At 31.2% G+C, this 16,624-nt stretch carries 16 protein-coding genes; 7 read left to right on the forward strand and 9 right to left on the reverse strand.

The genetic code is table 11. The features are described 5' to 3' along the window. Window positions 1-94: 94 nt before the first annotated feature. From KCTC32516_RS00645 to dnaK, 4 genes are all read right to left on the reverse strand, one after another. Window positions 95-1,387 carry an NAD(P)/FAD-dependent oxidoreductase gene (locus KCTC32516_RS00645; RefSeq protein ID WP_301401300.1) on the reverse strand — a complete coding sequence of 431 codons (1,293 nt, stop codon included), beginning with the start codon at window positions 1,385-1,387 and terminating at the stop codon, window positions 95-97. Window positions 1,388-1,455: 68 nt separating this feature from the next. Further along, window positions 1,456-1,983 (reverse strand): hypothetical protein, encoded by a 528-nt coding sequence (locus tag KCTC32516_RS00650; protein ID WP_301401302.1) that lies wholly within the window; start codon window positions 1,981-1,983, stop codon window positions 1,456-1,458. Window positions 1,984-1,990: 7 nt separating this feature from the next. Further along, window positions 1,991-2,878, reverse strand: coding sequence for a metallophosphoesterase (locus tag KCTC32516_RS00655; RefSeq protein WP_301401304.1), 888 nt, complete (start codon window positions 2,876-2,878; stop codon window positions 1,991-1,993). Between the two features lie 200 nt (window positions 2,879-3,078). Then, window positions 3,079-4,980, reverse strand: a complete 1,902-nt coding sequence (gene dnaK, locus KCTC32516_RS00660) for a molecular chaperone DnaK (protein ID WP_301401306.1) — start codon at window positions 4,978-4,980, stop codon at window positions 3,079-3,081. A 222-nt stretch (window positions 4,981-5,202) separates the two neighbouring features. Here dnaK and KCTC32516_RS00665 point away from each other — a divergent pair, with 222 nt between their 5' ends. Beyond that, window positions 5,203-6,627, forward strand: coding sequence for an L-serine ammonia-lyase (locus KCTC32516_RS00665; protein ID WP_301401308.1), 1,425 nt, complete (start codon window positions 5,203-5,205; stop codon window positions 6,625-6,627). Between the two features lie 80 nt (window positions 6,628-6,707). Here the strand turns inward: KCTC32516_RS00665 and KCTC32516_RS00670 are convergent, their stop codons facing one another. Genes KCTC32516_RS00670 through yaaA form a run of 3 tightly spaced genes read right to left on the reverse strand, consistent with a single transcriptional unit; the run spans window position 6,708 to window position 8,394 of the window. Further along, window positions 6,708-7,115, reverse strand: a complete 408-nt coding sequence (locus KCTC32516_RS00670; RefSeq protein ID WP_301401310.1) for a ribosomal maturation YjgA family protein — start codon at window positions 7,113-7,115, stop codon at window positions 6,708-6,710. Window positions 7,116-7,123: 8 nt separating this feature from the next. Then, on the reverse strand, window positions 7,124-7,636 hold the full coding sequence (locus KCTC32516_RS00675; protein ID WP_301401312.1) for a GNAT family N-acetyltransferase: 513 nt from the start codon (window positions 7,634-7,636) through the stop codon (window positions 7,124-7,126). Beyond that, on the reverse strand, window positions 7,636-8,394 hold the full coding sequence (gene yaaA, locus KCTC32516_RS00680) for a peroxide stress protein YaaA (protein WP_301401314.1): 759 nt from the start codon (window positions 8,392-8,394) through the stop codon (window positions 7,636-7,638). Before yaaA ends, KCTC32516_RS00675 begins: the two co-directional genes overlap by 1 nt. Before the next feature lie 148 nt (window positions 8,395-8,542). On the opposite strand from yaaA, the gene KCTC32516_RS00685 reads away from it, so the two are divergent. The 4 genes from KCTC32516_RS00685 to KCTC32516_RS00700 all read left to right on the forward strand — a co-directional run bounded on the left by KCTC32516_RS00685 (window position 8,543) and on the right by KCTC32516_RS00700 (window position 13,221). After that, on the forward strand, window positions 8,543-10,012 hold the full coding sequence (locus tag KCTC32516_RS00685; RefSeq protein ID WP_301401316.1) for a potassium/proton antiporter: 1,470 nt from the start codon (window positions 8,543-8,545) through the stop codon (window positions 10,010-10,012). A gap of 43 nt (window positions 10,013-10,055) precedes the next feature. After that, the gene (locus KCTC32516_RS00690; protein WP_301401318.1) at window positions 10,056-10,427 is read left to right on the forward strand and encodes a hypothetical protein; all 372 of its coding nucleotides are present in this window, start codon (window positions 10,056-10,058) and stop codon (window positions 10,425-10,427) included. A gap of 103 nt (window positions 10,428-10,530) precedes the next feature. After that, window positions 10,531-11,022 carry a hypothetical protein gene (locus KCTC32516_RS00695; RefSeq protein ID WP_301401320.1) on the forward strand — a complete coding sequence of 164 codons (492 nt, stop codon included), beginning with the start codon at window positions 10,531-10,533 and terminating at the stop codon, window positions 11,020-11,022. Between the two features lie 30 nt (window positions 11,023-11,052). Next, window positions 11,053-13,221 (forward strand): TonB-dependent receptor, encoded by a 2,169-nt coding sequence (locus tag KCTC32516_RS00700; protein WP_301401321.1) that lies wholly within the window; start codon window positions 11,053-11,055, stop codon window positions 13,219-13,221. A gap of 100 nt (window positions 13,222-13,321) precedes the next feature. On the opposite strand, the gene KCTC32516_RS00705 is transcribed toward KCTC32516_RS00700, so the two are convergent. Next, window positions 13,322-14,353, reverse strand: a complete 1,032-nt coding sequence (locus KCTC32516_RS00705; protein WP_301401324.1) for an RluA family pseudouridine synthase — start codon at window positions 14,351-14,353, stop codon at window positions 13,322-13,324. 102 nt (window positions 14,354-14,455) lie between these two features. Continuing rightward, window positions 14,456-15,007, reverse strand: coding sequence for a PASTA domain-containing protein (locus KCTC32516_RS00710; RefSeq protein WP_301401326.1), 552 nt, complete (start codon window positions 15,005-15,007; stop codon window positions 14,456-14,458). A gap of 121 nt (window positions 15,008-15,128) precedes the next feature. Here KCTC32516_RS00710 and KCTC32516_RS00715 point away from each other — a divergent pair, with 121 nt between their 5' ends. Both KCTC32516_RS00715 and coaD read left to right on the forward strand, forming a co-directional pair. Further along, entirely contained in the window at window positions 15,129-16,085 is a 957-nt protein-coding gene (locus tag KCTC32516_RS00715; RefSeq protein WP_301402771.1) for a D-alanine--D-alanine ligase, read from the forward strand. 70 nt (window positions 16,086-16,155) lie between these two features. After that, on the forward strand, window positions 16,156-16,623 hold the full coding sequence (gene coaD, locus KCTC32516_RS00720; RefSeq protein WP_301401328.1) for a pantetheine-phosphate adenylyltransferase: 468 nt from the start codon (window positions 16,156-16,158) through the stop codon (window positions 16,621-16,623). The last annotated feature ends 1 nt before the right edge of the window (window position 16,624 follow it).

Consider the following 16,624-nt stretch of genomic DNA (forward strand, 5'->3'; position numbering starts at 1 on the left):
GCTAAAAAGAAGTACCGAATTGTATTAAAAGAATGATGAATTGTTTGAATCTACAATCAGGAGAATCAATTACATGACTAGAAATAAGGTGTTGTTATTTAAACGATTGGTTGTTTTTATTTTTAAACGGACGGATAATTAGTCTGTTTTCTTTATCAAAACGGATGTAATTATATATCCAATTTAAAAAAACAACTACTCTATTTCTAAAACCAATCAAAGAAAATAAATGTACAAACATCCAAACAAACCAAGCAAAAACACCTTGAAATTTCCATTTTGGCAAATCTACAACGGCTTTATTTCTACCAATTGTTGCCATTGATCCTTTATCGTGATACACAAATGGTTGTAATGGTTTGGATTTTATTTCTGCTAAAATATTTTTTGCTAGTAATTTTCCTTGTTGCAATGCTGGTTGCGCCATCATTGGATGTCCGTGTGGATTTTTATCAGAATTCATGGAAGCGACATCTCCAACTGCAAAAATATTTTTAGAACCGTTGATTCTATTAAATGCATCAACTTTAATTCTGTTGGCTCTTTCTATAATGCATTCTTCGTCTAAACCGCTAATGGTTTCTCCTTGAACTCCGGCTGCCCAAATTACGGTTGCGGCTTTAAAAGTTTCATTCGTATTTGTAGTAACGATATCTCCATCATAATTAGTCACCTGAAGATTTTTCCAAACATTTACGTCTAAATTAACTAAAAAATCTTCTGCTTTTTCAGATGCCTTTACACTCATTGCATCAATCAATCGGTCTGAACCTTGAATTAAATTGATTTGCATTTCTCGAATGTCTAAATCTGGATAGTCTTTTGGTAGAATTCCTTTTTTCATTTCTGCCAAAGCTCCAGCTAATTCAACTCCAGTTGGTCCACCACCAACAATAATAAAGTTCATTAGTGCATTGCGTTCTTCAAAATCTGATGTTAGTAAAGCTTCTTCAAAATTTTCTAAAACTAAACTTCTAATGTTTAAGGATTGCGGAATGCTTTTCATTTCCATTGCATATTTTTCGATATTTTTATTACCGAAAAAATTGGTTTTAGAACCTGTTGCTATCACCAAATAATCATATTCTAAATTACCAATAGATGTTTCTATTTCGTTTTTTTCTGGATGAATTTTTAACACCTCAGCCAATCTAAAATGATAATATTTTAAATTGTTAAATAATTTTCTGATAGGAAACGCAATAGAATCTGGCTCTAAACCGCCCGTTGCAACTTGATATAATAACGGTTGAAAAGTATGGTAATTGTGTTTATCTACTAAAACAACTTGAACTTCTTTTTTTTCTAGTCCTTTTGCGAGTGCTAATCCAGCAAAACCTCCTCCAACAATTACAACTCTTGGCAAACTAGTTTGTGGTATGTTCATAGTAGATTTTTAGAATATTAGCTATTTAGGTTTTTATAAAAACAAATTTACTGAAAAGTGGTGATTTCTTATTTGAAACTTCGCTTTATTTCTTGTAAAGTTTTATCTGAATTTATAAAAGTTAAAATAATTTGACTTCTTAACGTAGAAATATCTTCATCAAAATAGTTTGCCCATGTATCATTTGAAAATAGCTTTCTAATTTGAGCAACTTTTTTTTGAGCAGTTGCTGCAAAAAACAAAAAAACATCTTCTTTTGTTCCTTTATGATGAAAATTGACACTCTTTTTTTTAAAATCTACAGCAATATAAAATTGCTTCTCGGCTTCGTTTAATGCATAGAAATCTGTCCATTTTGCAAACCCAATATAATCATTTTGATTTTCAATTTTTTCATCAGAAAGCAATCGCCACCTACAATTTGCAACGCGTCCCCAATGATTTGATTTCCGATAAACTCCTTCATCCGTATAAAAATAGAAGCTCTCTGACTTGCTTTTATAATGTGTGTTTTCTGAAAACTCAAAGTCAATTACTTTTGTAAATTCACAAAAAGTATGTTTAAAAAAATTGGTTGGATTGTAGGTTTTTAACAATTAAAAATTATTTAATTACTAATTTTCTTGAAGGCTCTCTATAATAACCTTCAACAGTAATGGTGTCTTTGTCAAATTTAACTTTAGCAAATGCTGAAGTGTTCTCTGTATCTACCATTCCTTTAAAAGTTAAATAATGCACATTATCAACTAATTGATACCCTCCTGCATGATTATGTCCATTAAAAAAAATCTTTACGTTTTTATATGGTTTTATAAGCGATAGAAATTGGTCTCTATTCCAAATATTATGTTGATCAACAGGGAAAATAGAAAAGTGACAATAAAACCCAACTTTCTCATTATTTTTAACTGCTTTTTCTAATTCTTCTTTTACCCAAGTTAATTGTTTTGTGCTTAAACCACCATTCCATTCTTTTAAATAAGGTAAATCTCTATCTTTAAACGAGTTAAATAGAGAATCTGTTTGTTGTTTTTTAGTTTCGGTTAACGCACCATAAAAACTAAGATCATTGCCATCTAGAACAATAAAACGCCAGTCTTTTTCTACAAAACTATAATATCGAGATTTTAAATTGAACTGTTGTATAACTTCTTTTTTTAGTGAATCTTTTACTTCAAAATCATGATTCCCTAACACATGATACGAAGGTGACTTTAATTTTTCCCATGTTGGCATTACGCTGTCTAAACTTTCAAAATTTTTATCAATAAAATCGCCTAAATGAATGGTATAACTTAATGTATCTTTATTTAAAACCGAAACAGCTTCTTTTAACCTTTGAGGTGCTTTTTTATAATATCGATTCCATTTAATATCGCAATTACAATATTGGCTATCAGTAACAACACCTATTTTAAAAGAAGTCTCATTTGTGTTTGAGCAAGAAATTATACTTGAAAAAATTATTGAAAAGAAAACTATTTTTTTCATTTTTTAATACGTTTTATAGCTACAAATATACAGCATTCTAAAATCAAAAAACGCAACCAACTTAATGATTGCGTTTTATTTTATGTTTCTGAATCTTATTCAGAAAGGCCTGTTTCTTATTCAGAAATATTTATTTTGAAATCCCGCTTTTCAGCGGGATAAGTTCAATTACGTATTTTGAAAACAAAATACTATTTCACTTACTTCACTTCCTCAAAATCTACATCTTCAACATTGTCTCCTTGAGCGTCACTTGCTTCTGGTTGACCTTCTGGTGCTCCAGCTCCACCTTGCGCTTCTTGCTCTGCTTTATACATTTCTTCTGAAGCAGCTTTCCAAGCTTCATTTATGGTTGACATTGCAGCATCAATTTGTGCAATATCTTTAGATTCGTGCGCAGCTTTTAATTCAACTAATGCAGCTTCAATCGGCGCTTTTTTATCGTCAGATAATTTTTCTCCAAATTCTTTCAATTGCTTTTCAGTTTGAAAGATCATTCCGTCAGCTCCATTGATTTTCTCAGCAGTTTCTTTTGCTGCTTTATCTGCATCAGCATTTGCTTCTGCTTCTTGCTTCATTTTTTGAATTTCTTCTTCTGATAATCCAGACGAAGCTTCGATTCTAATCTCGTGAGATTTGTTCGTTCCTTTATCCAAAGCAGAAACTTTGATAATTCCGTTTGCATCAATATCAAAAGTTACTTCAACTTGTGGAATTCCTCTTCCAGCTGGCGGAATACCATCTAAATGGAAACGACCAATTGTTTTATTATCTGCAGCCATTGCTCTTTCACCTTGTAAAACATGAATTTCTACTGAAGGTTGATTGTCTACTGCCGTAGAAAATACTTGAGATTTCTTTGTTGGAATTGTTGTATTTGCATCGATTAACTTTGTAAATACATTCCCCATTGTTTCGATTCCTAATGATAAAGGTGTAACGTCTAATAACAATACATCTTTTACATCACCAGATAAAACTCCACCTTGAATTGCAGCTCCTAAAGCAACAACTTCATCAGGGTTTACTCCTTTACTTGGTGTTTTTCCAAAGAATTTTTCAACTGCTTCTTGTACAGCAGGAATTCTTGTAGAACCTCCAACTAAAATTACCTCATCAATATCACTTTTAGATAAACCTGCCGCTTTTAATGCTGATTCACATGGAGCAATTGTTCTTTTTACTAAATCGTCAATTAATTGCTCAAACTTTGCTTTTGTTAAACTTCTTACTAAGTGTTTTGGTCCACTTGCAGTTGCAGTAACATATGGCAAATTGATTTCTGTAGTTGCAGAACTAGATAATTCTATCTTCGCTTTTTCTGCAGCTTCTTTTAAACGTTGTAAAGCCATTGGGTCTTTACGTAAATCAATATTTTCTTCAGCTTTAAATTCTTCTGCTAACCAGTTGATGATTTTTTGATCTACATCATCTCCTCCTAAATGAGTATCTCCATCAGTTGCTAATACTTCAAAAACTCCGTCTCCTAATTCTAAGATAGAAACATCATGTGTTCCACCACCAAAATCAAAAACAACAATTTTTTGGTCAACTCCTTTTTTATCCATTCCATACGCTAAAGCAGCAGCAGTTGGCTCGTTGATAATTCTACGAACTTGTAATCCTGCAATTTCTCCAGCTTCTTTTGTAGCTTGTCTTTGTGCATCATTAAAATATGCTGGCACTGTAATTACCGCTTCAGTAACATCTTGTCCTAAATAATCTTCAGCAGTCTTTTTCATTTTTTGCAAGATCATTGCAGAAATTTCTTGTGGCGTATATAAACGGCCATCAATATCTACTCTTGGCGTATCATTATCTCCTTTTACCACTTTATAAGGAACTCTTTCTGCTTCTTTTTTAGATTCAGAATATTTGTTTCCCATAAAACGTTTGATAGAATACACGGTTTTTGTTGGATTGGTTACCGCTTGTCTTTTTGCTGGATCACCAACTTTACGTTCTCCTCCTTCAACAAATCCAATAATAGATGGTGTTGTTCTTTTTCCTTCTGCATTAGGAATTACAACTGGCTCATTTCCTTCCATTACGGAAACACATGAATTTGTTGTTCCTAAGTCAATTCCTATAATTTTACTCATAATTGTTATTTATATAATTAATATTGTTATTTCAATTTTACAATTCTCTAATAGTCAATTTGTATGCCATCTCTTTTTAAATAAAAAAAATGTCAGTTTCTAGGATTTACAACTAAAAAAATATGACAGGTTGACAGAAATTTGTGTTTTTAGGTATCGTAAAATCCGAGAAATAAAATTTTTCAAATCGACAAATTTTATACATTAGCCAAAAATTTAAGTATGTCGCAATTTATTAGTGTTTTTGATATGTTAAAGATTGGAGTTGGACCATCAAGTTCTCATACTCTTGGACCTTGGCGTGCCGCTCAGCTTTGGATAAAAAAGTTGAATCTAGAAATTATCACCGATGTAGTTACACATATTAAAGTAGATTTATACGGATCTCTTTCTTTAACAGGAAAAGGACACGCAACCGATTTAGCTGTTTTATTAGGTTTAAGCGGAACAGATCCAGAATACATTCCGATTGATTCTATAAATGCAATCATATCAAACATAAAAGACACAGGAATTCTAAAACTAAATGGTTTAGATGATGTTCCTTATACAGAAAATACGATCTCTTTTAATAGAGATTTTTTACCATTTCATTCAAACGGAATGACGTTTACTGCGTATCATGATACCAAAGTACTTTCTAAAGAAACCTATTATTCTATTGGTGGCGGATTTATTGTGCAAGAAAATGACAATTTAGAAGATGAAATAGAAATTTCAAAAAAGAACTTTCCATATCCTATCAACAGAGCAAAACAATTAGAAGAATATTGTGAAGCAGAAAATAAATTAATTTCTGATATTGTTTTATTAAACGAATTGGAATTAAAATCTGCCGATGAAATTGATTTTGAATTGCGTAGAATTTGGGATACGATGTTAGAATGTATGTACATTGGTTGTCATACAGATGGAATTTTACCTGGCGGATTAAATGTAAAACGCAGAGCTTTAAGCATGCATGATAAATTGATTAAAGATAGTTCTTATACAAATCCGAAAGAATGGATTACTGCAATTAGAAGTACAGAAGTAAAATTTAGAGAAATCTTAAAATGGGTAAGTTGTTTTGCCTTATCTGTAAACGAAGTAAACGCTTCTTTAGGAAGAGTTGTTACAGCACCAACCAACGGAAGTGCAGGTGTAATTCCAGCTGTTTTAATGTATTATTTAGTGATTGAAAACCATGATGCTGACTTTGTACACATCAAAAAATTCTTATTAGTTGCTGGTGAAATTGGAAGTATTTTTAAAAAGAATGCAACTATTTCTGCTGCGATGGGCGGTTGCCAAGCAGAAATTGGCGTTTCTTCTTCAATGGCTGCTGCTGCATTAACTGAAGTTTTAGGAGGAACACCAGCGCAATGTTTGGTTGCTGCTGAAATTGCAATGGAACATCATTTAGGTTTGACTTGTGATCCGATTGGTGGTTTGGTTCAAATTCCGTGCATAGAACGCAACGCAATGGGAGCGATAAAAGCAATTAATGCCGCAGAATTGGCATTAGATACCGATCCAAAAGACACAAAAGTTCCGTTAGATAAAGTGATTGATACGATGTGGGAAACTGCAAAAGACATGAACAGAAACTACAAAGAAACTTCTGAAGGTGGTTTGGCAATTACAGTTCGTTTAGCCGATTGCTAGATTCAGTGATCAGTTATCAGAAATAAAAAAGTTGCAGAGTTGCAAAGGCTCAAGGTTTCAAAGATTCAAAATTCAAAGATTCAAAGATTGTTCATTTGCGAATGTAATGAAGCAATCTCTTTGTTTTTAGTTAATTTCTTGTCTAAAAGAACTGAAATAAATACACCAATTATATATGCGAGGATATCTAACCAATCAAAAGTAGCTCCTAAAATAATAGTTGCTATTTTATTATCTTCAAGTCCAACTATTTTTACAAATTCAACATATTGTAATATTTCAATTGTAACCGCAAATAGTAAAACCCCGAATCCAAGATTTAAACCATTTCTTTTGTAAAAAATTCTTAAAAATGAAAAAATAAGCATTACAGCTAAAACATCTCCAACAAAAGGACGTATAAATTGATCTTGAATATAACCCGCAATAATCAATTCAATAATTAATACTAATAAAGTAAGATAGATATATTTCTTATTGATTGACATCTGTTTTATTACAAACTTTTATTCATTGCTATAAAATCAAAAACATATTTTCCTATTTGAAATTGATGTTCTCCAACCTTCTCAAAACCGTTTTTTAGGTAAAAATTAATAGCTCTAAGATTATCAACATACACAGACAACCATATTTGCTTACTTCCTAAATCAGCAGCTTTTTGCAATACTGTTTTTTGGAGTTTTAATCCGATTTTCATAGACAGAAATTCTTTTAAAACATAAATTTTCTGCAATTGAGAAACGTTTTCTCTAGTCACAAATTCTGATGGAGAATGCACTTTTAACTTTGCATAACCAACAGGGTTTTCATCAACAAAAGCCAACCAAAATACATTGTTTTCTTTTTGAATACTGTTTTTCATTTTATCTTCAGAAAAAGTACGGCTAAAATAATCTAGTAAGATTTGTCTGTCTTCAAATAAATGTCCAAAAGTTTCATCAAAAGTTGTGATTGCTAGTTCTGCAATCATTGCAGCATCATTTGTATTTGCTTCTCTAATTTGCATTATCGTGTAAAGACCAATTCTGTTTTGGTAGACATATTTTCATCAAAACCATAACCATCAATATGAAATCCTTTTAAACCATCAATAGTTGTAATATTGTTATCAATGATATAACGCACCATTAATCCGCGTGCTTTTTTAGCAAACATCATAATCGTTTTATATTCTCCGTTTTTAAAATCTTTAAATACTGGCGTAATCATGGGCACTTTTAATACTTTTTGATTGACCACTTTAAAATATTCTGAACTTGCTAAGTTGATGAACAAATCATCTTCTGCTAATTCTTCGTTTAAAGCATTGGCAATTTTATCGCCCCAAAATTGGTACAAGTTTTCTGTGCGTCCAACTTTTAACTTTTTCCCCATTTCTAAACGATAAGCTTGTATTAAATCCAACGGCTTTAACAAACCATACAAACCAGAAAGAATGCGTAACCGATCTTGCAACAACGGAATTTTATCTGCCGCTAAAGAATTTACATCGATTCCTCTAAAAACTTCTCCGGTAAATGCAAAAATGGCTTGTTTAGAATTGTCTGGTGTAAATGGGATACTCCAATTTTGATTGCGCTCGTAGTTCAGTTCTGCCAAGTCTTTTGAAATACTCATAAAATCAGCAATCTTTTTTCGAGACAAGGTTTTTAATTTCTTATTCAGTTTTACTGAATCGTCTAAAAATTGTGGCTGCGAATGCAAACTCGCTGGCACTTTACTTTCAAAATCTAAAGATTTTGCTGGAGAAATAATAATTTTCATAAAACTGTTTTCTTAATGAAGTAAAAATACAATTCAAAAAAAGAATTATCAAACTTTTAAAAACTTTAATTTTTATCGATAAAAAAACACTTCTCCCCTAAAAAATAATTCAATTCCTTTTATATTTACACAGAAACGCAAAACATTCATGACCTTAACCATTGAAAATATATTATTAGTTGGCTCTCTATTGCTTTTTTTAAGTATTATCGTTGGCAAAACATCGTATAAATTTGGCGTTCCAACATTAATTCTTTTCTTAACAATCGGAATGTTAGCGGGTTCTGACGGAATTATTGGCATTCGTTTTAACGATCCAAAAATTGCGCAGTTTATTGGAATTGTTTCGCTAAATTTTATTTTATTTTCTGGAGGATTAAACACGCAATGGTCTAGTGTAAAACCAATTTTAAAAGAAGGAATTGCTTTATCTACTCTTGGTGTTTTACTTACAGCAATTTCGGTTGGTGTTTTTGTTTGGTATGTTACCGATTTTACAATTTACGAAAGCATGTTGTTAGGTTCTATTGTATCTTCTACAGATGCAGCCGCCGTTTTTTCTATTCTTAGATCTAAAAATTTGGCTTTAAGAAAAAACTTAAGACCCACTTTAGAATTAGAAAGCGGAAGTAACGATCCGATGGCTTACGTGTTAACAATTGCATTTTTAAGTTTGGTTATCAATCAAGATCAAGGTTTATTATCCGTTGTTCCAATGTTTTTTCAACAAATGATTTTTGGCGCCATTGCAGGTTTTGGTTTTGGAAAATTAAGTGAACTTATTATCAATAAAATAAAACTTGGTTTTGAAGGTTTGTATCCTGTCTTGGTAATCGCTTTAATGTTTATTACTTTTTCGGCAACAGATTTTGTGGGCGGAAATGGATTTTTAGCCATTTATATTTGTGCTGTTTATATAGGAAATCAAGATATAATTCATAAAAAAACCATTTTAAAAATGTACGATGGTTTGGCTTGGTTGATGGAAATTGTGTTGTTCCTTACTTTAGGTTTGCTTGTTTTTCCTACGCAAGTTTTTCCGTTTATGGGAATTGGATTATTGATTTCTTTGTTTTTAATTATCATTGCGCGTCCTGTTGCCGTTTTTATCAGCTTGCTATTTTTTAAAATGAAACTTCGCAGACGTTTTTATATTTCTTGGGTTGGTTTACGTGGCGCAGTTCCTATTGTGTTTGCAACGTATCCGCTTTTAGCGGGAATTGAACAAGCAAATAATATTTTTAACATTGTCTTTTTTATTTCTGTTACTTCTGTATTGATACAAGGAACAACCCTGTCTATTGTTGCAAAATGGTTAAATGTTGCTACGCCTGACAAGAAAAAAATTCTTACAGATTTGGATAAATTTATTTCTGATTCGCCCAAAACCACGATGAAAGAATTTGAAATATCTCCAACTTGTTATGCAGCAAATAAGAAAATTGTAGCATTAAAATTTCCGAAAAATGCAATTATTGCAATGATTAAAAGAGATGATAAATTTATAACTCCAAACGGCTCTACAATTATTGAAGCCAATGACACACTTGTAGTACTTTCTGAAAGTCAAGCAGGAATTGACAGTGTTAATCTTTGCTTAAATAAAACAGAAATATAACTTTATTTCTACTTTATATCATTTTCTTATTTACTTTTACAGCATGACAAAATACCTGCACTTTTTTGGATTAGCGTTGCTAATTGTATGTTGCTCTTTTACCAAAGGAAACACGCATACAAATACAACCAAAAAAGAGCATAACGAAGTTTCTTTTTTTAAAGAAAAAGCTTCTTCTTCTGTTGAATCTACTTTTTTTAAGGCGATTCAAGTAGCAGAAATAACTATAAATCAATTAGGTGCTAACACGTTTACCTTTTCTTCTGAGGAGTCAACTGTAAAGCCCTTTACTACAAACAAAGGACTAGAGCAGTTTATTGAATTTCAGTTTTTACAATATGTAAACACCGAAAAAAACTTTCTTTTTCTCTCTAGAAAATCTGATCTTATTTTTCCTTTTCATTACCATTGGTAATTGATGTAAACTAAGTAGCTACTTGGCTATTCACATCATTTTTTAAGCATTATAATTTCATAATGCAACTTATCAATATATCCATTTAATAAAAATAACAACAATGAATTTAGGAAGTACTTTTGTTGGAATTGTTTTGGCAATTATTTGTATTGCGCCATTTCTAGTTCTAGATCAACAAAGAAAAAAGAAGAAAAGAAACAGATTAAAATCACTCAACTTAAACGCACATAAAGTTGAATGCAAAATTGACACACATGAGTTTTGTGGAGATTATCTTATAGGCATCGACACTAAAAAAGGAGTTCTTTTTTTTAATAAAAAATTGAAAGAAAACTCAGAAGAAGTTTCTATTAATCTTACTCAAGTTAAAGAATGTAGCATCTATACTCGTTATCAAGAAGCAAAAATAAAAGGTCAAAATTTTAAAGAAATTCAACAACTTTCTCTAAGTTTTATTCCGCTAGATAAAAGCGCATCAGAAATAAAATTAACCTTTTTTGATGCTGATATAAATATGATGCTCAGTGGCGAATTAGAATCCATTAAAAAATGGCTGACTATTATTAACACACAATTAGCTGCAAAAACATAAAAACTGCACCCCCTAAATAATAAAATAAAAATGAAAAAAATAATAGCAATACTCATTTTAACTATTTCAATACATTCTGTACAAGCACAAAATTCAGTAACTTTTATCATAAAAGTTAAAGGAAGTAATGATACCTTATTTGGTGTAAATTGCATATTAAAGAATACGACTATTGGAACAAGCTCAGATGAAAAAGGTGCTTGTGAGTTCAACAATATTCCAAATGGAAAACAAACATTTGAGTTTTCCTATATTGGTTTTAAGAATGTTGAAAAAACGTATACCTTCCCATTAAAAGACAAACAACCAATAGTCATTTATTTAGCAGAAAATACCGTATTAGAAACAGTAACTATTTTCTCTACAAGAACTAAAAACAGAATTAAAGAAATACCTACAAAAATTGAAGTTTTAGGAAACGAAGAAGTCGTTGAAGAAACAGCCATAAATCCGGGAAATATTTCTAAACTTTTGGGTGAAACATCTGGTATACAAGTACAACATACTTCTGCTATTTCAGGAAATGTAAGTTTTAGAATTCAAGGATTACAAGGGAAATATACACAATTGCTAAAAGATGGATTTCCGTCTTATGGCGGTTTTTCATCAGGACTAAGTTTATTGCAAATTCCACCCCTCGATTTAGAACAAGTTGAAATCATAAAAGGTTCGGCTTCTACACTTTATGGCGATGGTGCTATTGCAGGAATTGTAAATTTAATTTCAAAAAAACCAAAAGACAAACCTAAATTTTCTGTAATGCTTAATCAAACTCACAAAGGAGGAAATGATATAAGCACTTATTTTTCTGGTAAAAAAGGGAAGTTTGGTGCGACCTTAATTGCAAGTACTAACACCCAAAAAGAAAAAGACATCAATAATAATGGGTTTTCAGATTTGCCTGAATATACTAGGGCTGTAATTGCCCCAAAGTTATTTTACACTTTTGATGACAATAACAAATTTGAAATTGGTTTTAGTAATGTAACAGAAAATAGAATTGGTGGTGATATAAAAGCAATTAATAATGAAAATGACAGTAATCATCCATTTTTTGAAGAAAATAAAACAAAAAGATTAACTTCTAATATTAAATATGAAAACACGTCAACATCAGGAAATGTACTTACTTTAAAAGCTTCTTTTGGGAATTTTGACAGGACCCTAAAAACAAATACCAATATTTTTTCTGGTGTTCAAAAAACGGTATTTTCGGAATTATCATACTACATCGAAAAAGAGAAACACAAATTTGTAAGCGGAATGAACTTTTACTTCGATGATTTTAATCAAAAAAATCCAAATACGTTCACCCTAAATTATAACTACAAAACGATAGGTGTTTTTTCACAAGATAATTGGAAAATAACAGATAAATTTTTCTTAGAACCAGGCGTTCGCTTAGATTACAATTTTAAAAAAGGATTGTTTTTTCTTCCAAGACTGGCAGCAATGTATCACGTAACTGATCATTTTTTTACGCGTTTAAGTGGTGGATTTGGCTACAAATTGCCAACCCCTTTTACTGATGAAGCAGAACGAACCAGATATCAATCTGTAGCTTTTTCAACAGGTTTAAAAACAGAAAAATCAATGGGATTAAATCTTGATTTTAATTATAAAACCGAATTAACAGATGAATTATTCTTAACGTTGAACCAAGCGTTTTTTATCACAAAAATTAACAATCCTATTATTGCCAATCAAAATTTATTAGCCAATCAAATTGTAAAATATGAAACAGCAAATGGCTCTATAATAAGTAAAGGATTGAATACAAATTTACGTTTGACATTAGACGAATTAATACTATATGTTGATTACACCTATCTTAATCCTATAAAAACATACGACCAAAACAAAATAGTAGAATATACACCACAAAATAAATTAACCTCTACATTGGCCTATGAAGACGAAGAAGAACATTGGAAAGTTGGTTTAGAAGCCTTTTATTTTGGAAATCAATATCGTGAAAACGGCACTAAAACTCCCAATTACTGGTTACTAGGAGCATCGGCACAAAAAGAATTTGGACATTTTACAATAGCCATAAATTTTGAAAATATTTTAGACGTTCGTCAAACCAGATATGAAAACATTGTAAGTGGTTCCATAAACAATCCAAACTTTAATGAATTGTATGCCCCTTTAGACGGATTTGTTGGAAACATGGTTTTAAAATATGATTTGTTTTAAATCAAGTACATTAAAGAATCAATAATAGTAAAACGAAAATGAAGCCCTTTTAAATCCTATTTTCATGCTCAAATCATAAATAAATACTTTAAAAATGTAGCTAAACCTCGTCTTTAGAGTTAATAGTATACGTTCTCCATTTTTCTAAACAGTCAGCAATGTCTTGCGGAATTTCAGAATTAAAACGCATAAACTCACCTGTTTTTGGATGTGTAAACCCGAGTGTTTTTGCATGCAATGCTTGTCTTGGCAACGTTTTAAAACAATTCTGTACAAATTGCTTGTATTTGGTAAACGTAGTTCCTTTTAAAATGTCATTTCCGCCATAACGTTCATCATTAAACAAAGTGTGACCAATATGTTTAAAATGCGCTCTAATTTGATGCGTTCTTCCAGTTTCTAATTTACACTGCACCAACGTTACATAAGTCAACCGTTCTAACACTTTATAATGTGTAACGGCATGTTTTCCAAAATCTCCTTCAGGAAAAACATCCATTTGCAAACGATTTTTTAAACTACGTCCAATATTTCCTTCAATGACTCCTTCATCTTCTTCAACATTTCCCCAAACCAACGCGTAATACAAACGTTCTGTAGTTCTGTCAAAAAATTGTTTTGATAAATGCGCCATTGCAAATTCGGTTTTTGCAACTACTAACAATCCACTAGTATCTTTGTCAATTCTATGCACCAAACCTGGGCGTTCGTTAGAATTAGTTGGTAAATTTTCTATGTGATGAATCAATCCGTTTACCAGGGTTCCAGAATAATTTCCGTGTCCAGGATGCACCACCATTCCGGCTGCTTTATTAACCACAATTACCGTGTCGTCTTCGTAAATAATATCCAACGGTAAATCTTCTGCAACCAATAAATTTTCTGCTGGCGGATGTGCTAACACCACACGAACAACATCATGTGGTTTTACTTTATAATTCGATTTTACGGCGACATCATTTACTAAAACATTTCCTGCTTTTGCAGCTTGTTGCACTTTATTACGCGTTGCGTTTTCTACAAAATTCATCAAATATTTATCTACTCTTAAAGGTTCTTGACCTTCGCTTGCGGTAAATCTAAAATGCTCGTATAATTCGTCGTTTTCTAAATCTGTATTTTCTTCCTGCATAAATGATGTGCTGTATTATTTTTAGTGAAATTTTCCACTTATTCAGTTTGACAACTGTTAATTGTTAACTGATAACTGATAACTGATAACTGATAACTGAACTTACTCTTTTCCGTCTCCTAAAACCAAATCGATGACCGAATTTTTTGGTCGTTTTTCTCCAGGTTTTAAGTTGCTTCCATTGTATTTCATTCCTCTTACAACATCTTTACCAATATCGCGTACATAAAAAGATTCTCCAATTCTAAAACCGATAGAAAGCAAATGTGTAATTGCTTGTCTTTTAGTTCTTCCGTTTAAATCTGGCAACACAACATCGTTGTATTTAGACGGATTTACAGTCAAGTAAATTTTTCGTTTTTCTTTTACAAAGTCTCCAGCTTCCGGATTTTGTTCAATCACCGATTTATTTGGGTACTCTGGATTGTATCTTGTAGAATCTATAACAATAAAAGTTAAGTCTACTTCTTGTAGTTTTTTAGCAGCCTCTGTTAGTTCCATTTTATTTAAATCTGGAACTTCAATTTTTTGATCGTGATTGGTTGTAAAACCAAGCCACCATTTTAATACAAAAACCAACAATAAAGAGACAACTACTACAATTGCAACTTGTTTAAAAAAAGAGGTGCTTTTGATAAATTTAAAAATGTTCATGATCAATTTTTTAAGAACAACAAAGATATAAAACCAAACGTTAGTCTTTCTATTTATATTTTGATAAATTTGTTAAACTGATTTTAATTTTTTACAAGTGAAAAAAAATATTGCCATTATAATGGGAGGTTACTCTTCCGAAGTAAACATTTCATTAAAAAGTGGTGGAGTTGTTTACAAAAATTTGGATCGGGAAAAATACAATCCGTATAAAGTTCATATTTTAAAAGAAAAATGGGTAGTTGTTGATGATGCAAGTACTGAATACCCAATCGATAAAAATGATTTTTCTGTAACTTATGGTGGAGCTAAAATAACTTTTGATTGTGTTTTTAACGCCATTCATGGAACACCGGGAGAAGACGGAAAGATTCTTGCTTATTTTGATTTAATAGGGCTAAAACATACGTCTGCTCCTTTTTATCAAATGGCATTAACGTTTAATAAAAGAGACACGTTAAGTGTTGTAAAACACTACGGAATAAAAACAGCAACTTCTGTTTATTTAAATAAAGGCGATGTTCTAAATACCGATAAAATTATTGCAACAGTTGGTTTGCCTTGTTTTATAAAACCAAATAATGCAGGTTCTAGTTTCGGAATTTCAAAAGCATATTCAGCCGAAGAAATTAGCATAGGAATAGAAAAAGCATACAAAGAAGATTCTGAAATTTTAATAGAACGTTTTTTAGACGGACCAGAAGTTTCAGTAGGTGTTATTCAGTATAAAGGAGATGTAAAAGTTTTACCAATAACTGAAATTAAATCTGAAAATGATTTCTTTGATTATCAAGCAAAATACGAAGGGAAATCTCAAGAAATAACTCCTGCAGATTTATCAAAAGATACTGCAGAAAAAGTAAGAAAAGCAGCAAAAAAAGTATATCAAATTTTAAATATGAGTGGGTTTTCTCGTTCAGAATACATTTTGGTAAATAACGAACCCCATTTTTTAGAAATGAATTCAGTGCCTGGCTTAACCGAAGAAAGTTTATTACCACAACAAGCAAACGAAGCCAATATTAGCTTGGCAGATTTATTTGATAACGCGATTGAAATGGCGTTACAAAAAAGTTAATCTGTTTATTTGTTGATTTGTATATTTACAACTTAACAAATAAACAGATACACATTTAAACATTTGTATTATGAAAAAAGCAATTTTTCCAGGTTCATTCGATCCAATAACTTTAGGGCATATAGATATTATTAAAAGAGGAATTCATTTGTTTGATGAAATTGTAGTTGCCATCGGAATCAATGCTGATAAAAAGTATTTATTTTCTTTAGAAAAACGTAAAAAATTTATTCAGGATGCTTTTTCTTCGGAGGATAAAATTACTGTAGAAACCTATACGGGTTTAACAGTTGATTATTGTAAATCCATCAAAGCAAATTTTATTTTACGCGGCTTACGAAATCCTGCTGATTTTGAATTTGAAAAAGCTATTGCACAAGCCAATGGAAAATTATCAAATATAGAAACGGTGTTTTTATTAACGAGTCCAGAAACGTCTTTTATCAGTTCATCCATCGTTAGAGATATTCTTAAAAATGGTGGTGATGCTTCTATTTTAGTACCTAAATCTGTATCAGAATCTTTAAATAAAAAATAAA

Origin of the sequence: Polaribacter huanghezhanensis (assembly GCF_030444335.1) — a bacterium.
In the GTDB taxonomy this organism is placed as follows: Bacteria; Bacteroidota; Bacteroidia; order Flavobacteriales; family Flavobacteriaceae; genus Polaribacter; species Polaribacter huanghezhanensis.

Bases quoted from the DNA above. Each gene is read 5' to 3' on its own strand.
- KCTC32516_RS00645 (WP_301401300.1), bottom strand. From the start codon at position 1,387: ATGAACATACCACAAACTAGTTTGCCAAGAGTTGTAATTGTTGGAGGA.
- KCTC32516_RS00700 (WP_301401321.1), top strand. From the start codon at position 11,053: ATGAAAAAAATAATAGCAATACTCATTTTAACTATTTCAATACATTCT.
- KCTC32516_RS00695 (WP_301401320.1), top strand. From the start codon at position 10,531: ATGAATTTAGGAAGTACTTTTGTTGGAATTGTTTTGGCAATTATTTGT.
- KCTC32516_RS00715 (WP_301402771.1), top strand. From the start codon at position 15,129: ATGGGAGGTTACTCTTCCGAAGTAAACATTTCATTAAAAAGTGGTGGA.
- KCTC32516_RS00690 (WP_301401318.1), top strand. From the start codon at position 10,056: ATGACAAAATACCTGCACTTTTTTGGATTAGCGTTGCTAATTGTATGT.
- dnaK (WP_301401306.1), bottom strand. From the start codon at position 4,980: ATGAGTAAAATTATAGGAATTGACTTAGGAACAACAAATTCATGTGTT.
- KCTC32516_RS00685 (WP_301401316.1), top strand. From the start codon at position 8,543: ATGACCTTAACCATTGAAAATATATTATTAGTTGGCTCTCTATTGCTT.
- KCTC32516_RS00705 (WP_301401324.1), bottom strand. From the start codon at position 14,353: ATGCAGGAAGAAAATACAGATTTAGAAAACGACGAATTATACGAGCAT.
- KCTC32516_RS00670 (WP_301401310.1), bottom strand. From the start codon at position 7,115: ATGTCAATCAATAAGAAATATATCTATCTTACTTTATTAGTATTAATT.
- KCTC32516_RS00675 (WP_301401312.1), bottom strand. From the start codon at position 7,636: ATGCAAATTAGAGAAGCAAATACAAATGATGCTGCAATGATTGCAGAA.
- yaaA (WP_301401314.1), bottom strand. From the start codon at position 8,394: ATGAAAATTATTATTTCTCCAGCAAAATCTTTAGATTTTGAAAGTAAA.
- KCTC32516_RS00655 (WP_301401304.1), bottom strand. From the start codon at position 2,878: ATGAAAAAAATAGTTTTCTTTTCAATAATTTTTTCAAGTATAATTTCT.
- KCTC32516_RS00710 (WP_301401326.1), bottom strand. From the start codon at position 15,007: ATGAACATTTTTAAATTTATCAAAAGCACCTCTTTTTTTAAACAAGTT.
- coaD (WP_301401328.1), top strand. From the start codon at position 16,156: ATGAAAAAAGCAATTTTTCCAGGTTCATTCGATCCAATAACTTTAGGG.
- KCTC32516_RS00665 (WP_301401308.1), top strand. From the start codon at position 5,203: ATGTCGCAATTTATTAGTGTTTTTGATATGTTAAAGATTGGAGTTGGA.